General features: G+C 58.4%; 14 protein-coding genes and 3 pseudogenes. 8 read left to right on the top strand and 9 right to left on the bottom strand.

The genetic code is table 11. From position 1 onward, the window contains the following. The 3 genes and pseudogenes from JWR14_RS03610 to JWR14_RS03600 all read left to right on the top strand — a co-directional run. Positions 1 to 1,289, top strand: a pseudogene (locus tag JWR14_RS03610) (hypothetical protein); the annotation flags it as partial. Next, the gene (gene serC, locus JWR14_RS03605) at positions 1,290 to 2,381 is read left to right on the top strand and encodes a 3-phosphoserine/phosphohydroxythreonine transaminase (protein ID WP_299701470.1); all 1,092 of its coding nucleotides are present in this window, start codon (positions 1,290 to 1,292) and stop codon (positions 2,379 to 2,381) included. 316 nt (positions 2,382 to 2,697) lie between these two features. Further along, positions 2,698 to 3,444 (top strand): acetyltransferase, encoded by a 747-nt coding sequence (locus JWR14_RS03600; protein WP_299701467.1) that lies wholly within the window; start codon positions 2,698 to 2,700, stop codon positions 3,442 to 3,444. Between the two features lie 16 nt (positions 3,445 to 3,460). Here JWR14_RS03600 and JWR14_RS03595 read toward each other — a convergent pair whose 3' ends face one another. From JWR14_RS03595 to JWR14_RS03565, 7 genes are all read right to left on the bottom strand, one after another. Further along, the gene (locus JWR14_RS03595) at positions 3,461 to 4,189 is read right to left on the bottom strand and encodes a WbqC family protein (RefSeq protein WP_299701464.1); all 729 of its coding nucleotides are present in this window, start codon (positions 4,187 to 4,189) and stop codon (positions 3,461 to 3,463) included. A gap of 9 nt (positions 4,190 to 4,198) precedes the next feature. Then, positions 4,199 to 4,939, bottom strand: a complete 741-nt coding sequence (locus tag JWR14_RS03590) for a class I SAM-dependent methyltransferase (RefSeq protein ID WP_299701461.1) — start codon at positions 4,937 to 4,939, stop codon at positions 4,199 to 4,201. 87 nt (positions 4,940 to 5,026) lie between these two features. Next, the gene (locus tag JWR14_RS03585; protein WP_299701457.1) at positions 5,027 to 5,725 is read right to left on the bottom strand and encodes a phytanoyl-CoA dioxygenase family protein; all 699 of its coding nucleotides are present in this window, start codon (positions 5,723 to 5,725) and stop codon (positions 5,027 to 5,029) included. Then, positions 5,712 to 6,278: a GNAT family protein gene (locus JWR14_RS03580; protein ID WP_299701454.1), complete on the bottom strand. Its 567-nt coding sequence runs from the start codon at positions 6,276 to 6,278 to the stop codon at positions 5,712 to 5,714. The genes JWR14_RS03585 and JWR14_RS03580 overlap by 14 nt, the downstream gene beginning before the upstream one ends. Further along, on the bottom strand, positions 6,275 to 7,243 hold the full coding sequence (locus JWR14_RS03575) for a hypothetical protein (RefSeq protein ID WP_299701451.1): 969 nt from the start codon (positions 7,241 to 7,243) through the stop codon (positions 6,275 to 6,277). Before JWR14_RS03575 ends, JWR14_RS03580 begins: the two co-directional genes overlap by 4 nt. A gap of 40 nt (positions 7,244 to 7,283) precedes the next feature. Next, positions 7,284 to 8,378, bottom strand: coding sequence for a dTDP-4-amino-4,6-dideoxy-D-glucose aminotransferase VioA (gene vioA, locus JWR14_RS03570; protein ID WP_299701477.1), 1,095 nt, complete (start codon positions 8,376 to 8,378; stop codon positions 7,284 to 7,286). Between the two features lie 82 nt (positions 8,379 to 8,460). After that, positions 8,461 to 10,824, bottom strand: a complete 2,364-nt coding sequence (locus tag JWR14_RS03565) for a tetratricopeptide repeat protein (RefSeq protein ID WP_299701448.1) — start codon at positions 10,822 to 10,824, stop codon at positions 8,461 to 8,463. Here JWR14_RS03565 and JWR14_RS03560 point away from each other — a divergent pair. The 4 genes and pseudogenes from JWR14_RS03560 to JWR14_RS03545 all read left to right on the top strand — a co-directional run bounded on the left by JWR14_RS03560 (position 10,823) and on the right by JWR14_RS03545 (position 15,733). Then, entirely contained in the window at positions 10,823 to 10,981 is a 159-nt protein-coding gene (locus tag JWR14_RS03560; RefSeq protein WP_299701445.1) for a hypothetical protein, read from the top strand. The two genes, JWR14_RS03565 and JWR14_RS03560, sit on opposite strands and share 2 nt — an antisense overlap. Positions 10,982 to 12,360: 1,379 nt before the next feature. Beyond that, positions 12,361 to 12,624: pseudogene (locus tag JWR14_RS03555) on the top strand (hypothetical protein); the annotation flags it as partial. Positions 12,625 to 13,164: 540 nt separating this feature from the next. After that, positions 13,165 to 13,749, top strand: a complete 585-nt coding sequence (locus JWR14_RS03550; RefSeq protein WP_299701474.1) for an SCO family protein — start codon at positions 13,165 to 13,167, stop codon at positions 13,747 to 13,749. A 25-nt stretch (positions 13,750 to 13,774) separates the two neighbouring features. After that, a complete protein-coding gene (locus JWR14_RS03545; protein ID WP_299701442.1) occupies positions 13,775 to 15,733 on the top strand; it encodes an RICIN domain-containing protein in 1,959 nt (652 codons plus the stop codon). A gap of 421 nt (positions 15,734 to 16,154) precedes the next feature. Here JWR14_RS03545 and JWR14_RS03540 read toward each other — a convergent pair. Beyond that, a pseudogene (locus JWR14_RS03540) lies at positions 16,155 to 16,717 on the bottom strand (IS6 family transposase); the annotation flags it as partial. Positions 16,718 to 17,210: 493 nt separating this feature from the next. Between JWR14_RS03540 and JWR14_RS03535 the strand changes: the two are divergent. Next, positions 17,211 to 18,209, top strand: coding sequence for a hypothetical protein (locus tag JWR14_RS03535; RefSeq protein WP_299701439.1), 999 nt, complete (start codon positions 17,211 to 17,213; stop codon positions 18,207 to 18,209). A 673-nt stretch (positions 18,210 to 18,882) separates the two neighbouring features. Here JWR14_RS03535 and JWR14_RS03530 read toward each other — a convergent pair. After that, positions 18,883 to 19,299, bottom strand: a 417-nt coding sequence (locus tag JWR14_RS03530) for a Fe-Mn family superoxide dismutase (RefSeq protein ID WP_299701436.1), incomplete at its 5' end; no start/stop codon positions are given.

The raw sequence follows: 19,299 nt of genomic DNA, 5'->3' as shown, positions 1-19,299 counted from the left end.
CGGTTCACCGAATGCTCGCCGATGCATGCCGCCAGGCCGGCGATGAACTCGGCGCGCTGGCGCATCTGATCGCGGCTCACACCCTCGACGCGTACGCAACCGGCTCGCCAAACGCCCGCACGAACGGTCTGTGCGACGTCGCCACGGGCTATTTCATGAAGGGCGACCACGCAGTCGCCGCGCGCTGGTACGAACTCGTGCTAGCGCTCGATCCGAATGTCGCCGTTGCGTGCCAGAACCTCGCCGCCATCTATGCAGGTGAAGGGAACACCGCGCTTGCCGAGGTTTATCGCGAGCGCGCTTATGGAATCCAGCGGGTTTTCGTTGAAGAGTCGGCAGGCTGGACTCGCTCCGTCCTGATCCTCTGCGCGGGAAAAAGCACGGGCAACGTGCCGTTCGAGGCTTTGTTTCCGGGCGCGAGGAACCGCCGTATCAAGTACGCGATCGACTACGCCGCCGACGACGAAGACGCTCAGCTCCCCGCCTTCGATCTCGTGTTCAACGCGATAGGCGATCCGGATATTGCAGCGCCGTTGGGTGGCAGGCTCGCGCGTTTCGAGGCGCAGTGTTCGCGCCCGTTGCTCAATCCGAACTCGGCAATTACCCGGACCTCGCGGCATAAGCTGCCCGCGCTGCTTGACGGCCTTGATGACGTACAGACGGCGCCGTGCGTGCGATATGAAAGACCGGGCGAAGCGGAAGACTTAAAGGCACTCGCTTCGCTACTCGCCGATCACGCTGTCACGTTCCCCCTACTGGCCCGGCCCGTTGCCGCGCACGGCGGCGACGGCCTGATTCTCTGCGACACAATCGAAACACTTCAAACCCGGTTATCGACGCAAGCAGGCGCCCAGTACCTGACGGCGTTTCGCGATTGCCAGTCAGCCGATGGCTTCTACCGCAAGTACCGCGTGATCTATGTCGATCGTCGGCCGCTTCCTTATCATCTCGTGATCTCGCCGCACTGGATCGCGCATTATTTTTCCGCCGAAATGGATAGCCACGCCTGGAAGCTCGACGAGGAACGGCGCTTCCTGCAAGACCCGCGTGCCGCACTCGGCGAGCGCGCGATGAACGCTATTGAGGCTATTGGTCAGCGGCTCGATCTGGACTACGGCGGCATCGATTTCACGCTTCTGCCTGACGGCCAGGTCTTTGTATTCGAAGCCAACGCGACCATGCTCGCGCACTACGAGCGCGGCAGCGGCGTGCTCGCTCACAAGAACCAGCATGTGCAGCATATTGTCGATGCGTTCGAGCACATGCTGGCGCACCGGACGGCGGGCTGAATGAACAAGACCATGAACTTCTCCGGCGGACCGGGCGCGTTACCGGCGTCGGTGCTGCGCGAAACGAGCGTTGCTATCGACAGATTGCCGGAGACCGGTCTGTCGGTGCTGGGAATGAGTCATCGATCCGACTGGTTTCGCGGCGTACTCGATGAAGCCGAGCGCAACCTGCGCGTCCTGCTCGGCATTCCCGACAACTACCATGTGCTGTTCATGCAAGGCGGCAGCAGCCTGCAGTTCTCCATGCTGCCGATGAACTTCCTGCGTCGCAGCGGCAAGCATGCCGAGTACATTGTGTCGGGTTACTGGAGCGCCAAGGCGCCGGTCGAAGCGCTGCACGAAGGAGAAACGCGTGTGGTGTGGGATGGGAGCGCGGAGGGGTATCGCCGATTGCCCGGGCCGGATGAACTGCAGCTTGCGCCGGATGCTGCCTACCTGCATTACGTGTCCAACGAAACGGTCGAGGGGCTGGAATTTACGGACACCCCAGGCCTGCCTGAGGTGCCGCTAGTCTGCGACATGTCATCCAATCTGCTGGCCGCGCCGCTCGACATCAGCCGTTACGCGATGATCTATGCGCACGCGCAGAAGAACCTCGGCCCGGCCGGCGTCACCGTGGTGATCCTGCGCGATGAATTCGCTCAACGGGCAACGCATGCGCTGCCGACCTTCCTTGATTATCGGACGCATATTCAGGCGCGCTCGGTGTACAACACGCCGCCGGTGTTCGCCATCTATGTGTTGATGCTGGTGACACGCTGGCTGCGCGACGAAATAGGCGGCGTCGACAGCATGGCAGCGATCAACCGCGCGAAATCGGAGCGGCTGTATCGCGCGCTGGATGCCGAACCGGACTTCTATCAAGTACATGGCGAGCGTGCTTGCCGGTCGACCATGAACGTCGCCTTCCGTCTGCCCGATGCAGCGATGGAAGCGCAGTTTATTGACGACGCTCGCCGCGCGGGCTTGCATGGACTGGAAGGACATCGATCGATCGGCGGCCTGCGGGCTTCGCTATACAACGCGGTGACGCCCGAAGCGGTCGCGATGTTGTCGGAGTGGCTGGGGGAATTTCGCCGGCAGCGGGGTTAAGCGGTTCGGGTGCGACCGGGTCGCCCTTGACCACCGCGTTCGTCACATGCCACGGCGCTTAAAGCGGCGAGGTTGTGGTTCTCTCGAGCAAATGGCCTACGTATGAATTGAATAGAAGGCAAAAAGCTGTTTTGTTCACGGTACCTGCTTTGACTGACCGGTCTTAAGCTCTAGCTGTCTTGCACGTACCAGAGGAGCAATGAGGCCTCATGCCGGCCTCCGCTCCATTGGACAACCCGCTTCTGGCCGCGCCCCTGATCTGGCGAAAGACATCCGGCAGGCCAATTACCGCCCAGCACTAAACCATCCAATGCCAATGAACCTTGTTACTTCTGATGACTGCACCGGCGTCATCACGAACCATCCTTGGTCAAAACATTTCGTCATGATCGGTTACAAGGACGGCGCTTTCTCATGCATTCCCAACCGTTTCTTCAGGGATTGGCTGGACGAAGAGGCGCAATTCGGCGACTTTCACATCGGCCGCTGTTCAGGGCTGGGTGTCGGTTCCATCGTCAAGTACGACGGAGCAGCCCAAAAACTCGTCATTGGGAAGAACGTCGCAGGAGGATTGCGACTTCGCTTCCTCCTGAATGGACAGCATGAGACGCGGACCATGTCGACAACCATGTTCAGTGGCTACGGCACCGGCATCATCAGTCCGCCCATGCCGCAATATGCCGACACAGTGATCCACAACGACGTCTGGATCGGGGACGAGGCGTTGTTTCTTGGCGGCAGCGTAGTCGCGAGCGGGTGCGTCATTGGCGCACGCGCGGTCGTGCCGCCAAACTTTCGTAGCGAACCTTACGGTGTGTACGCCGGCTCACCGGCTCGTCTGCTGCGTTTTCGGTTCCCGGAGAAAGTGCGTGAAAAGTTGCTTGAGCTAGCCTGGTGGGATATGCCGCTGGACTGGATCAAGGCGAACAACGATGCATTCCTCGTGGATCTCACCGTCGACGAAGGCCGCGCTCTCGAAACCCTGTCTGAAGTACAGCGAGCCAAGGACGCTGCACTCGGGAAGAAGCTCGTGGCCCCTGCCCCTGTCACTGCGCAGCAGTAGCCGCGCCGGAACGTTTTCAAGCGGCAACGGGCGTTGTCTCGACTGGTCTGGCTATCAGGTCGTACTCGTCGAGCAAGGCCCGAACTGTGTCGATCTCATTGAACATGAGGACATCGACGATACTCAGCCAAGGGACGAACGTGTTGCCGAACTGCGGATAGGTGATGGGCCGCGATCGGAGAAAACGCAAATCGATCCCTCGCGCTTCGAAGGCCTCAGCACCATACAAACTTGTTCCCCCGATGGCATTGATGTAAGTCGTGGCACCGAGCGCCTCGCATAGCGCCAGGACCTTGTCCTGCCCCCGAAGCGAGTGATCGATCGGCACGGAAGACGACACTACAATCCGGGTTCCGATACCGAGTTCGGCGACAGTCCGTTCAAGCGCGTGCAAGATGAAGTGAAAAAGATTGGACTCGCCATGCATGACGCACTGCTCGAAAAGTGCAAACGCGCGCTCAAACCGTGGCGCCTTCGCGTAAGCGGCACGCAATTGATTGAGCAGTTTCGTTTTATCAAATGCCGGCGCGATTGTCCGATCGACTACATCCAGCGAATCCGAGTCGTTTTGCAGGGGAATACTGAAAAACGCATCCGTTTCATTTTGAAGAAAGCGATTGCGATTGAACCAGCCCTTCTTCGTGTATTTGATGTTGTCGTACACCACGAAGACGTCTGCCGCCTTCAACAGCTGAAAGTAGCCGATGTACGGAAAGAAGTACGGCTGCATGATGGCTACTTTCATTGTATTGATTCAGATATCGTCGCCACGTTCGGAGATCACGTAGATGCTCGAGCAGAGGTCGGGATAGACTCGTCCCAGTTCAAAGCAGCCGTCGAGGTACTCTTTCGAGATGATGCCGGCCTTGAGCGCGGCGTCGAGTTGGAAGTTCGCCAGGCCTTTGAACACGATGCCGCCTTGCGTAACCGGCCGCAGCTTCGCCGCCCGCACGTCGGCCTTAAGCGTATCCAATGAGTACGTCACACGGTGGCCGTGTTCGGCCTCGGCGTGAGTCACGGCGGCGGCATGATCGATCAACCCCATGTTGACGGCGATCTGACGCGACGCGGCTCGTGCATTCGGCGCGGCGACAAACAAACGACCACGCTCCGAGAGCCATCCCCCAATACGGTTAAGCACGTCGACGGGGTGGTCAAGGTGTTCAAGCGTATGAATCAGGAAGATGTTGTCGTAACGCCGTTCGGGCTCGAAAGTTTCAAAGGTGGAATGATGGAACCTGACCTCGGTACCCACATTGGCCGAGGCGATCGCTATGCAGTCCGATGATGCCTCGACTACTTCCACAGTCGCGAACTGCCTTTGCAGCAGCTTCGTGAAGTGCCCCTCGAAGCAGCCGAGTTCGAGCACGTCGTTGCCCACAAAAAACGGTGCGAACGTCTTCAGCATATAGGCATGCATCAGGTAGTCGAATTCGTACGCATACCGGTGTTCGGGATGATCACGAGCTTCGGCGTTATAGTCTCTGCTCGTCATGTCAGTCCTGTCCACGTTGATAACTGCGCTGCTCGACCGGTACATAAAACTCCTCAAGAGATTCAGGCACCCGCGCATTGAAGCCGATTACCTGCGCAACCATGCGTCCCGGCGCGCAAGATCGCTATACCCGACCAGCCGCGCGTAGTCGAGTTGCGGTTTGAAAAACGGGCTGGTGAACGTCAGTGTCAGAGCTCTTCTCGGCTGGCTTGTCGTGTTGCAGCCGGCAGCATGCCACATGCGCGAATCGAATAGCAGTACGGAGCCGCGTTCACCGGTCGCACGCGATGCCTGCGTGTAGAAACGGTCGTCGTCGGGCGCTTCTGGCTGGTTCTGCGAATGCGACAGGATGTGCGTCGCACCGTTTTCCAGCGTGAAATCGTCGAGCATCACGAGCGCGTTTAGCATGAACCGCCGCGAATCGGAGCCAAAGCGGATATCGCGATGCACCTTCTGCACATACGCGTGCGCGCCGCGTTCATTGATCACGCCGCCATACGAATTCAGGATGAAGTTGCCGCCGAAAAATGCCTTGAAAAGCGGCTCCATTACGTTGAATTCAGCGAGCAACTCGACGTAGCATGCGCTATCCATCAGCAAATGATGCAAGGTACCGGCACTGTTTTCCAGCACGCCGTTGCGACGCCGAATGTCGTCGCGCAAGCTGAGCGACGGCGCAAGTGCCTCGACGAGCGTGTCGATCAGATCGGTACGAATCAGGCGCTCAAGCACGGTCCAGCCGGTGGTTGTAAGCGCGGCTTCGTGGTGTGGATCAATCGGATTCATGAACGGGGTGGAGCACAGTGGGCGATGGAATTGGCCGGTCGGTGGCGAGCGAGGCCATCGGAATAACGTCGAGATAGCGGCCGCCTTTATAGGCCGCCTGTCGGAACAGGCCCTCGGCACGAAAGCCCACTTTCTCGTAGAGCGCTTTCGCGCGCGCATTGGACGCCAGTACCGTCAGGGAAATGCGGTGTAGATTCAGGTCGTCAAATGCATGCTGGAGCGTCAAACGTGTCGCTGCTTCACCGATTCCGCGGCCTCGCGCCGATGCCACGCCGATCTGGATCGAGAATTCGGCAGAGCGGCCGACCCAGTCGATACCCAGCAGATAGGCGACACCCACCGCTTCGCCCGTGGACTTGAGACAGATCGCGAGGCGAACATTATGCGCGCGCGAAGCCAGATAGGCATCGAACCATTTTTCATCGATCTCGCTGCCCACGTAACGAAAGCTGCCGCCCAACAGTCCAACCAGCTCGCGGTCGGCACGCCATGCGTTGACGGTGCAAAGGTCGCGACGTTCGAGTTCGCGGAGGAATATTTCGTCGTTGATCATGCCAGTCGGTCCAACAAAGATCGCACCATCATTTCGAGTTGAGCACGCGAAAGCCGCTGATCGCAGGGCAGGAACACCGTCGATCCCGGCACATTTCTCTCGAAGTCCGGCATCGATTCAGTCGTGGCCACTTCGGGCCAGTAACTCGGTGTGTAGATGCGTTGCGCTCGCAGTTCCTCGCGCATACCGGCAGGCGCACCGAGATACGGATAACAGAGCGGCACCGCATCAGGGTCAGCTTTGAAGCTGAAGTGGTTGTAGCGTTGCAGCTTCTCGTGGAGAAACGCGAAGTTCTCAACGCGTCGTGCGCGCACATCGTCGTAATCGATGCCGGCGAGAAGGCGCCGCGTGAGCGCGGACATGCGCTTGGGTTCCTGTAGCTTCAGGCTTTCCTCGGCCGCCGCATAGTCGGTATAGCCGGACTCCGCATCTTCGGCAATGCGCTTGAGCAGGTGCACACATCGATCCAGCGATCCGCGATCGACCGCCTCCGGTGCACTGATTGCCTTGTTCGTGACGAGATAGCCGCCGTCCGGCACGCCAACGAATTTCCTCGGCGAGTACAGCGTAGCCAGGCATTCGCGTGGTTGCGCGAAGAACGCCTGCGCGTTGTCGATCACGACCCGGTCTCGCGGAAACCGGTCGAGTACGTCGTCGACGTTGTTATCGCAAAGGCCAAAATAGTTCACGTACAGCAGCCACTCGCCGTCCGCCAGTTCTGCGGATTTCACGCGCAAGCGTTCGTCGACTTCATACCGTTTGATTGGAATGCCGGCCATGACGAGCGGCTCGAGCATGCTCGCGCAGATGTACCAGGGCATCCAGACCGCTGAGGGCTGGCCGGCACCCAACAGCGCCAGGAACGCCGCGCGGGACGATTGAAAGCACAGCGCGTCACGGTGATATTCCGATCCGTCCCGCCGCAACTCAAGCTGGAGATACCCCCCGATGGCTTCTTCGCTCATGTGCCTGTCCACTCCTTCAACATGGCGGCCAGCTTCATCATTACGCGCTCGCAATAATGTCGACAACCCTATTCACATCTTCGTCCGACATCCCAGGATGGATAGGAATACACAATACCTTGAGCGCTGCTTCAGACGCTACGGGCAGGTTGTAGCGGTGCGCCGAGGGCGTTCCCCGGTACATGGGAAATTCGGAAATCAGCGGATAGAAATAGCGCCGCACGATGATCTCGTGGTCACGGAATTTCTGATACAAGGCATCGCGAGAGAGCGGATAGTCGTTCTCGACGAGGATAGGAAAATAGGAATAGTTTGCGGTTTTTTCCCCTGCGTCATTTACGCAGCGAACGCCCGGCACATCGCGCAGCAACGTCCTGTACCGCGCGTCGATTTCCTTGCGGCGCGCGAGCGCCACGTCGATGTGTTTCAACTGCAGCAGACCGAACGCCGCATTGATTTCGCTCATTTTGCCGTTGATACCCGGCGCGACCACGGTCACTTCGTCGACGTACCCGAAGTTCTTCAAATGATCGATGCGCTGCTTGGTCTTGGCATCCGGGCAAATAATGGCGCCGCCCTCGAAGGTGTTGAAGACTTTTGTAGCATGGAAGCTGAGCACGGCGAGATCGCCATATTGCAGCACGCTGCCGTTCTCGGTCTGCACGCCGAACGCGTGGGCGGCGTCGTAGATCACCTTCAGGTTGTAGTTGTCGGCGATCTTCTGGATTGCTTCGACGTCACACGGATGCCCATAGCAATGCACCGGCATGATCGCGGTCGTCTGCGGCGTGATGGCCGCCTCTATCTTTGCGGGATCGAGATTGAGCGTATGGGGATCGACATCCACGAACACCGGCTTGATGCCGTTCCAGAGCAACGAATGAGCGGTCGCGACAAACGAGTACGGCGTCGTGATCACTTCGCCCGTGATTCGCAGGGCCTGGAGTGCGGTGACAAGCGCGAGCGTGCCGTTGGTGAACAGCGCCAGGTGCTTGACGCCAAGGTACTCGCAGAGCGCCTTCTCGAATTGCTGATGGAACGGTCCGCCGTTGGTCAGGACCTTGCTTTCCCAGATCTTTTCCAGATACGGAATGAATTCGTCGAGCGGCGCAAGATGCGGTTGCGTGACGTACATGCGTTCGTCGACTATCGGCTCAACGATGCGAATGGGATGGCTCAAGGTTTCCTCCGGGAGCACATGGGTTGCAGCAACGGCATCAATGGCTGCCCAGCGCGCCCGGGGCGCACGCTTCGAGCGGCGCCGCGGGCTGGCCGGCGCACCAGCGTCGCCACATGTCGCGCAGCACGAGCGAGAAACTGTCGGCGATCAATTGCGAATTCAGCAACGGGGATGTCCGGAATTGCTCGCGCAGGCCTGCTCGAATCCCGGCGAGCGCCTTCAGGTCCGAGGCAATCGCGAGACCCTTGGCAAGGAAGTCGTCTTCATCAGAAGCGATGAAACCAGACAGGCCGGCATGGGACATGACCGTCGCGCCAGCGCGACTCGGTATTGTGTCGCCGGACTGCGTGAGCGTGGGCACGCCCATCCAGGTCGCGTGCATGGTGGTCGTGCCGCCGGCGTACGGAAACGTGTCGAGGCACAGGTCGACATGATGGTGCTGCTGCAAATAAACCGGCTCTTCGGAGCGAGCGCGGAAGTCGAGCCGATCCTGCGCAATGCCCTCGTTTTCGAACCAATCGATCAGCTTTGAATAATCCCCGCCGGACGGCATGGCGCCAAGCAACATGCGCGAGTCGGGCATCGCGCGCAACAGCTTGGCCCACAGCGCGATGGTGGCCGGGCGAATCTTGCTTACGCGGTTGAAACTGCCAAAGGTGAAATAGCCGTTGCGCAACGCCGGCAAGCCATTGACCGGCGGCGAGGCTGGGTAGGGCGAGAACACCGAGCAAGCCGGAAGGTAGGCAAGCTTTTCGGTGAATTGATTCTCCGCCTGGCCGGGCGGCACGAGAAAACGATCGGCGAGATAGTAATCCATCGCCTGCAGGCCGGTCGTGCCGGGATAGCCGATCCAGCTTGCCTGGAGAGGAGCCGGCTTGCGAGCGAAAGTCAGCAGACGGTTACGGCCAGTGTGCCCGGAGAGATCGATCAACACGTCGATTCGATCCGCGCGGATTTTATCGGCGAGCGCTTCATCGCTCAGGACCGCAATGTCGTTCCAGTGCTGCACATGCTGCTTGAGCCGGAGGGTTGTCTCATCCTGCAACGTATGGTTGTAGTACACGTGCAGCTTCAAGGCCGGGTCGTTCGCTAGATGGGGCAGCAGCGGCTCGACAAAAGACGCGACGGCATGTCCGATGAGGTCGCCGGATACAAACCCCACATTCAACTGGCGCTCCGGATCGCGGGAGTTGAGATGCTTTTTCCAACGCTGGCGCAGTGGACGCTCGCATTGCTCGCCGAACTGCAAATGCTGGGCGAATAGCGCGTCCGCACCCACGCTATCGTTGTGGTTCATGCAAAACAACAGGTTCTCGTGCAGCTTGGGGTGGGACGGAGACAAAGCAAGCGTACGCCGCAATTCAACCTCGGCTTCAGCCAGAAGACCCTGCTCGATGAGAGTCACGGCGAGCATGCTCCCCGCGTCCACCGACATGGGCGCCAGCTCGACCGCGCGGCGGCTGCACGCTTCGGCTTCGCCAAAGCGCATTTGCGCGTGGAGCGCCATGCCTAGCAACCGATGCGCTTCAGCATGTTGCGGATGTTGTTCCACGATCAGCCGGCAATGGGCCTCGGACTCCGTATGCAGGCCTTGGTCCCGCAATGCGTCGGCGAGAATGCGGCGCGACTCGTGGTCGGCAGGCACCAGGTCGATGGCGCGGCCTAGCGGCTCGATCGCCTCCCGCATCCTGCCAAGCCGATGCATGGCGATACCGAAAGCCCGCCAGCTCGGCGCATGCGTCGGAAAACGCTCCGCCAGCGAGCGTGCGAGCACTGCGGCCTCTTCCACTCGCCCTTGGTTGTAGAGCGTCACGGTCCGGTTGGCCTCTTGCGGCGTAGGAACGGTGGCACCCAGCCTGGTTTTCGCAGTCGCTCCAGCGGTAGCTTGAGCGGAACCGGCAGCCGGTTGCGGCTTGACTTGCTGCGCCGGCGCGGGTGTGCTCACAGACGGCGCGGAAGCTGCTTGCTCAGCCACCTCTCGTGCCTTGGTGGCGGCCGTTATCCCGGCGATCAGCTTATTGATGACCGGGCCTGTCATCCCGCGCTGCTGTGCCATTTCCAGCACGATCCAGGCTGCCGCGATTTCGCCGCTGTTCGTCAAGGCTTCTATATAGCCGGACCAATACTGGCCTTGATTCGGATTTGCGCCAACGGCCACTTCGAAGTAGGGAACGGCCGCGGCGTACTGCCCGCGCCCGTAGACAATCACGCCCATGTTGTAGTTGATGTCGGCGTCGCTCGGTCGCGCATCGAGGACCATGCGGTAAAGGCTCTCCGCCTCGTCCATCCGGCCGTTCCGATGATGCTCCAGCGCCGCCGTCCGAACTTCGGCAAGTGCCTGCTCGAAATCGGGGTCGGTCGCGGAGAGGTTCGAGTCGGGAAGCTCGACGGAAGCATTCATGGCGTCTTTCAATGGGATTGTCGATGAAAGGATTATCCCGGGCGGGGACGAGAAGCGAAGGTCGGAAATGAGCCGGAAAAGCCCGTCTGTTCGCCCGATCCAGGAGACGCCCGAGTTCCCATTGCTGACGCTGGCGACCGCTGGTGAGCGCTGGTGACATACCGCCCGCCCGACCATCCGATGCTCGCCGGCATCTGGTTGTCCCACGTCAAGAAAGCAGAAAGCCCTCAAAAAGAGGGCTTTCAATTTCGCTACCGTTTCCAAACTATTTTGTCACGCTACACCAAACTGTCTCGTAACAATAAAGTTTGGAAAGCGAACGGAGCGAATTCTGCCAGTTCGACACTTAGCTTGGTGCGCTCCCCAGCAAATTATTCGTAATTTTACGGCGGAAAGCGGCTGGAAGCGCGAAAAACCCACGTCACAACCCGCATCGGAACGATTGAAAGCCCGTTGTAGCTTCGTTTCCAAACTATGTCGCTCTCAATCCACCCTTCTGACGTCAGAACCACATGGCCGCTTAGCCAAGGAACTCGAAAATCGATATGGCGTAGAAGCAGCGACGACCGGGGCGCACATCATCTGGTATGAGCCATACGAACCGGAAAGCGGAGTCGGCGATGATACTTCGACGACCCGCACGAGCATTAGGGTCGGCTAAGGTCAGCCGTGTCGGCCGTTTCTGACGTTGGAAGAGCTGTCGGCGCCGCCTAGCAGCTACTCCCGCCTACCGCCCTCAACCTGGGGCGCTGGCCACGCAGCTCAATGTTCCGCCTGAGTCCGGGCAGTCTCAAGATTTCTGTTTCTCCAGTCTCACCAAGCGCGCCCCAGGCTCACTAATTCCGTATCCCTGCACAAGCCTATTGGACCTCTAACTTTACCCAAGCTTGAATTTCATACCTTTAGGCGGATCATAGAGTGGGGACCGTCTCACATCAACTTTGCAACCAAGCTTCTCCACCGCTTCAATATATGAGTCTTGCAATGATTCATCCATGCGAGGGTCGAAAAGAATTCGGTCAAAGAGCTTGTTTGGCTCAATGTCAAAACTGAAGATGTTGCTCTCGCAGTCATTGTCATCAGCGCTATAGATGAGCCTCATCTCCGTGAGAGAACTCAGTGCGTTTGACCAGCAAGGACCGAGCAATGCCCGTTCCATCGGTTTTGAGCAAATCAATATTAGCGAATCCTTCTCGTTCGGCCCTTCATCACTAGCTTTAGCCTCACCGGCCTATCCTGTGACTAATATGGCCTCTGCTGACTTCTCGCTCCGGCTCGACGCCGTTGCCCTTTCAGGCACAAGACGAGATATCCCCAGGTAAGAACGCAATCCTTCACCGCACAACCGCCGGATCTACGGCACCTGATCCTTGACCACGAGAGCTTTGCGGTTGCATGCCCGCTCGCCCTGATCGGCACCGCCTTCTATCCGGTTCTTGTTCATCGGCTCTGGATGCCACGCTGTTGGCGAAGGAAGGCTATGAGCACTCGACGTTGTACTGGAACCTGCGCCGCCTGTACTTCTACATCGAGAACAACGCCGGTAAGCTCGTGAACTATGGCATGCGCTATCACAAGGGGCTGCCGATCAGCAGCAGCATTGCCGAGTCCGCGGTGAACCTGGTGGTCAGCCATCGCATGGCGAAGAAGCAACAAATGCGATGGACGGACGAGGGAGCGCACTGCCTGGCACAAGTTAGAGTTGCTGTTCTCAACGAAGAATTCTCGGTTAAGAAACTTGCCGTGTTGACCAAAACTTCTGCAGCTGCAAACTCGCCGAGTGCGCGCCGAGCGGCGTGAATTGACCTCCCACGGTTTGGTTCACTCTCTTTGACAGTAGCGGACTGGTAACTTCACTTGGGGTTGTCATGGCTCGGCTCCTGTTGAGTAACGAGGCGGATCGCCTCGTCGATCAACATAGGAAACAGAGCGGGTTTCCTCTAAAGAACCACCACGTTCAAACGGAGTGCATACCGCGGGAGCGGTTTAGTCCCATTGAGAGTGATCGGACGAATGTTTATTTAACCAGAGGATAGGGAAGCAGGCATTCGCCGCCACCTGTCCACGAGAAGTAGCGAATGTCCGCTTTGGCCGATGGATTGGCCGTCGCCGTCAATCTTCCCTGCTACGCTTACCTACATCGCAAACTTGCGGGTACGAAAGCGAGCAGACCTCGCCGTTACCCGGATCTTCCGCTTTGTTCACCGACTGTCGTGCCAGAGGCATTCTTCACGGCGCGTAGTTGGCAGGTCCATCAGACTTTCGCGGAGAACGAAGCCGGTGTCCCATCAAAAAGTTCCCACGCGCCCGGAATCTGCCAAGTATGCGTCGGTTCGAAAATTGACTCGACGCGCTTTGCTGTGTGATGTGGCCTTGGCCACGATGGCCGCGGTGTCCCTCCCCTTATACGCGCAGCATGGAAGGATGGGGCTCGTCAGCCCACCGGTTCGTCTCGACGATGTCTGGTTAGTCGACCAAACCGGCAGGAAGCGACTGCTGAGCGACTTGCTGCGTCAGGGCGTAACCGCGCTGCAGACGGTCTACACCGGGTGCAGCTCGGTATGTCCTCTGCAGGGCGCGCTGTTCAGCGCGGTTCAGGACCGGATGCCACATATCCGTGCTCGTTATCCGGTTCAATTGCTATCGATCGGAATCGATCCGCTTTCCGACTCGCCATCCGCCTTGCACGAGTGGCTCATGCGCTTTCAGGCCGGCCCCGCGTGGAACGCGGCTACACCCACGTTGAAGGACGTCGACCGGATGCGCATCGCGCTCTCGGGTAGTCCACTGCCCCTCGGCAATATCGCCAATCATTCAACGCAGATCTACTGCTTCGATGCGAGCGCAATGCTGCGCTGGCGTAGTGCCGACCTTCCGCGCGCAGACGAAGTCTGCGATGTGCTCGGCGCGCTGGGCCGTACGTAGTTCGACTTCAACTGGAAGTGAGGCCATGGCACGAATTCGTTCCGTAAGGATCTTCTCCCGACCACGCGACAGATGCGTGCATGCCCTGTTCCTTATCGCATTCACTTCATCCTTTGCCACCCTTTCCCGACTCGCCGAAGCGCAAACGCCCGGCACCATCACCCTTGGCGGCACGAATTTCTGTGCGGACGTCGAATCAGACTCGAAAACGGCAGGCGCCAGGGTGCTTTCCTGGACCTGCAACGGCGGCGCAAATCAGCATTGGTCGCCTACACCTGCCGGAACGCGGTATCAATTCATCAATCAGAACAGCAATCTGTGCATGGACGTGTCGAACGACAGCCTGAAGGCGGGCGCGCCCGTCATCCAATGGGACTGCAACGGCGGCGCGAACCAAAGCTACTCTCTAACGCCGCAAGGTAGTGGTTATGCGATCATCGCGTCGCACAGCGGCATGTGTCTGGCTGCGGCGAGCGTGACCGCAGAGGGTCCGCAGATCCTGCAGCAGGTGTGCAATGGGAGCGCCAAGCAGACCTGGGAGGTCAGCGGGCTGAATGTGACGACGCTGCCATCGAAGTGGTCTGCGCCGATCACGCTGCCACTCGTTCCCGCGGCGGCAGCCAATCTTCCCGACGGGACCATAGTGGTTTGGTCGGCCGATGCCCGCCTGTCTTTTACCGGGGGCGAGGTCACGCCGGGCAAGACGTATACGGCGATCTTCAATCCAGCAACAGGAACCAGCAAACAGGTGCTGGTAAGCAATACCGGGCACGATATGTTCTGCCCTGGCATTGTCAATCTCCCGGACGGCCGTGTGTTTGTGACCGGGGGTTCAAGCAGTGATAAGACCAGTATTTACACGCCTTCAACCAACTCATGGTCGTCAGGCGACCCGATGAACATTCCGCGCGGCTACCAGGGTAGCGTCACGTTGAGCAATGGCAATGTGTTCCTGGTGGGGGGTTCATGGAACGGTGGCATGGGAGGCAAGACCGGTGAAACGTGGACCCCCGGTTCGGGGTGGCAAGTCAATGGCGCGATACTCGCTGACTATATCCTGACGAATGACGCGGATCCCCTATATCGCGCCGATAACCATGTGTGGATGTTCGCGGTGTCCAACGGGCGGGTCTTCCACGCAGGACCCAGCCGGGCCATGCACTGGTTCGATACCGCGGGCAACGGCAGCGTGACCCAGGCCGGGAATCGGGGCAACGACGGCGACGCGATGAACGGCAACGCCGTCATGTACGACATCGGCAAAATTCTCGCCGTCGGCGGCGCGCCAAGTTACGAGCAATCCAACGCTACGTCGAATGTCACGCTCATCGATATCAGTAGCGGTACGGCGACCGCTCGCACGATCCGCTCGATGAACTATCAGCGCGCATTTGGCAACAGTGTCGTGTTGCCGAACGGACAAGTCGTCGTGGTGGGCGGCCAAACCTTTGCCCAACCTTTCTCAGACGATACTGCGATACTGACGCCGGAGTTGTGGGACCCGACGACGAACATCTTCTCGCCGCTTGCTTCCCAGGCTGTGCCGCGGACCTATCACAGCTTTGCGCTGCTGCTGCCGGATGGGCGGGTGCTGAGCGGCGGTGGCGGACTGTGCGGCAGCTGTACGACTAACCACGCCAACGTCGAAATACTGACGCCACCGTATCTACTCAATGCGAATGGGTCCTCGGCATCGCGGCCGACCATTACGTCAGCGCCGACCGAGGCCCAACTCGGTACCACGATCGCCGTGGCCGGCAGTAGTGGGACGCAGGCGTTCGCGCTGATGCGCTTGTCGTCAGCGACGCATGCGCTCAACAATGAGCAGCGACGCGTGCCGTTGACTTTCACGGTGGGCACGGCTGGCGAATATCTGTTGAAAATTCCAGCCGATCCCGGCGTTACGGTACCTGGCTACTACATGCTCTTCGCCCTGAACACGAAGGGCGTGCCGAGCGTCTCACGCACGCTGCGCGTCCGGTGATGGCATCGCGGTTCCAACGCGCAGCGATCGGCCTCGCACTGGTCACCGCAGCGCGCTTGGCCAACGCGGCGCAGCCGTGTGAACCAGCTGATTTGGGGTGCTCGATCTTCAGTGGACAGCATGCGATCCCGGCGCACCTGCGCGACGACGATCGTCCGTTGCCGGCCTGGACCACCCGATGCATCAACTGCCACACTCGAACGGAGCCGGCGGCCGCCTTCGCACCATCCTTGACTCCCGCCTATCTGCTTGGTGCAACAAGCCGTCGAGGGGGACCGCCCAGTCGCTATAACGCGGTGGCCTTCTGTCGCGCACTCAAGGACGGCGCCGATCCGGCAGGTGTCGTGCTGCGCAAGTCCATGCCCCACTATCAGATATCCGACATCGAGTGCGCAGCGCTTTGGCGTTTCGTCACGAACCACTAGTCGTGTTTTGCGCGCCGCTTGCTGACCATTGCGAGGCCGGCAGCGCCCAGCGATGCCGTGGTTATGCGTTTCATCAAGTGAGAACAACTTCTGTAAGCGACCTCGTGAGCACCTCGACCAGGTTGTTCAGGTACTTCGAGGACCGGACCTTGGTGTCTTCGGGAAGCACCCCGTCTTCCTTCATCTCACGAACCGCGCGATGCGAAGCCGCAGAGCCATCGAGCGTGAGGGTTTTCGGCGGCTGCCCCTGATGCTTGATGGCCTTGGTGAAAAAGGCTTTAGCCGCAGCCACGTCTCGCTTTGCTCTGAGCATGAAGTCCACCGTCTGGCCGGCCCGATCTATCGCCCGGTACAGATAAACCCACTTGCCACGAATCTTCAGATAGGTGTCGTCAACACGCCAGGACCGGCCTGCGGGTATACCAAACCGATTCCAGCGCTTAACGAACTCTGGTGTAAAGCGCTTTACCCAACGCATAAATGTCTTGGGCACCAGCGACAGGCCGCGTTCGGTCATCATCTCGACCAGATCGAGCCGGCTGAGCTTGTAGCGAAGGTACGTTCACTTTTTTCCAAGAGGTAAGCAGGCGAGTCCGGTTACGAACCGGCAATATTCAACAACCAGACTTTTCCGGTGTTTTCGGAGCCGGCCATGACGGGCCGGTAACCACTGCTTCAAAACCCTCTGCACCGCCCGCGAGCCCACAGGTTGTGCCAGTCAGCGGATGGGTTTTTGCCGGGAATGTTGTGCAGTCGCATACTAACTTGAGCGATCTTAATCTAAGAGCACTACCTGGCAACCCCGCGCTGAGCCGCCCAACGGATTTGAGAACTGGCGTTTCCTACGTATTAACAGACAACCTCAGGCTTCGACAGGATCGTCCGTCAATCAGCAAATGCTTAGGAAAAGCCTTTCTAAGTGGAAACTATGGCGAGTGCGTCGCCCAGTCGGGAGTCCTCTATGCGGGCCAGCGAGTGAAACTTGTCGAAAGCCCCCAAACCGAACATCTCATTACAAAAGATCAAATCTGGGTACATGTGGAGACTGAAAAATGAAGGCATCACAGAAGCTTGTTTTGTTATTGGCAACGTATTTCTTGGCCAATACGGTTTCGGTATCGGCCAAGCCTCCGGAATACTGCAACGCGAGGCCCCTCGGTAAGCCAGGCATCGCAATTGCCGCGACCCTAGACCCTACGCTTGTTATCGGCGAACCATTGAAAGGACTAGGAAAGGACCAAGGGTACGGAGTCGACTCAGTGGACCCGGTAAGCGACGCTCTGATCTCCCAGCTCAACAAAAAGTTTGGATCGTATCCGCTTTTCTGGGGACGCTACATATCAAACCGACCTGAATGGTTACTGAAACAATCCGAAGTGTCCACCCTTGCAAAATATGGCATCCGGGTACTGCCCCTTGCTCAGCAAACCATGCGCTTTAACGACATCGACGCCAAAACAAAAAGTACTTACGATACCGGCATTGCCGACGGGATATGCAATGCCGACGCTTTCATAACCGTTTTTTCGATAACACCAGACGATAGCAATTCCTATCACATATTCCTAAATATAGAAATTGACCAACAGACTCCCGTAAATTCGGAATACTTTAAGGGGTGGACCGTGGGCCTAACAAAAGGCGTGCAAAAGGCGGGGCGAAAGATCTCCCTGTTACCGGCTGTTTATATTGGCACCACCGGCTCAATCGAGAGTTGGAAGGCCCTGGAGATCGCAGTCGCGGATCTAGGAAAACCGCTCTCTGCCGGTTGGATAGCACGGTATGGGAAAGGATATACGGGCAAGCCAGCTCTAAAGTGCAAAGACATCGACCGCTGGCGTGACAATTCACAGCTTAACAACCTCTCATTCCCGACTGATGGCGTCGGCGCCTGGCAATACCAAGAGAACTGCTACGTCGAGGATCGGCGAAAGTTAGTCGACGTTTCCATCTTAAACCCTGCGCCAGCGGTGCGAACTTCTTTTATCAATGGGCTTATCGAGCCGAAAATCACCCCAATGATCGGTTCGACTGCGCTTTTAACACATTAGCTGGCGGATGGAACTTGACGGCACGCGTGGCATCACCGCCAACTACAATTCCCCAAAACGCTTAAGAACGCTCGGGAATCGTCATGGACAAGAACACTCAACCCGCACCCGGCCTTGATCTAATCAAGGCTGCGTCCGTATAACAACAGCGATCGTCAATATGTCCATGCGGACATCGGTGCAGGTGAGTACTTTCATCAGAATGATCGCCATACAGCATCAGAGCGACAGACCGCTTTTGGCCGATTGCCGTCCACTGAGCGGCGCAACACCGATGAGTACGTGCTAGCGCGCTCAATTCAGCATTGGATTCTAATCCCAAAGCGTGCGGGGACCAGGAGTCTTTCGCGATCGTTCTGCCTTTGCTCTGTTTAAGCGAGACGGCGATCGGTTAAGTGCCGTCGGAGCTTTGACCCCAATTTGCTGCGCACTCCTTGATAGACGAAACAAAGATGCGGATGGCATCGAGTTCAAGATTGCTGACGCTGTCAATGCATGGCCCGTACTACGATCCGACGCTTGCAGGCATTTAGCTGTCCCGCGCTCGAAAGTAAAAGCCCTCAAAGTGAGGGCTTTCATTTCTACTACCATTTCCAAACTTTATTGCGACGCATAGTCTGGATTTTCCAATCTTTATTGCACTTTCCAAACTATTTTGTCACGCTACACAAACTCAAGCGCCGAAATTCTTCGACGCAAAGTCCCAGTTCGCAATGTTCCAGTACGCTTCAATGAACTTCGGACGCGCATTGCGATAGTCGATGTAATACGCGTGTTCCCACACGTCGATGGTCAGCAGCGCCTTCGCATCGGTGGTCAGCGGCGTAGCGGCATTGCTCGTCGAGACGATATCGAGCGAACCGTCCGGCTTCTTCACGAGCCACGTCCAGCCCGAACCGAACGTGCCGGTTGCGACCTTCGCGAACTCTTCCTTGAACTTGTCGAACGAGCCGTACTTGGCGTTGATAGCGTCAGCCAGTGCGCCGGTCGGAGCACCGCCACCCTTGGGCGACAGGCTGTTCCAGAAGAACGTGTGGTTCCAGACCTGGGCTGCGTTGTTGAACACGCCGCCCGATGCCTTCTTGACGAT

Origin of the sequence: Caballeronia sp., assembly GCF_028292365.1 — a bacterium.
In the GTDB taxonomy this organism is placed as follows: Bacteria; Pseudomonadota; Gammaproteobacteria; order Burkholderiales; family Burkholderiaceae; genus Caballeronia.
This window is presented reverse-complemented; position numbering and strand designations above follow the sequence as displayed.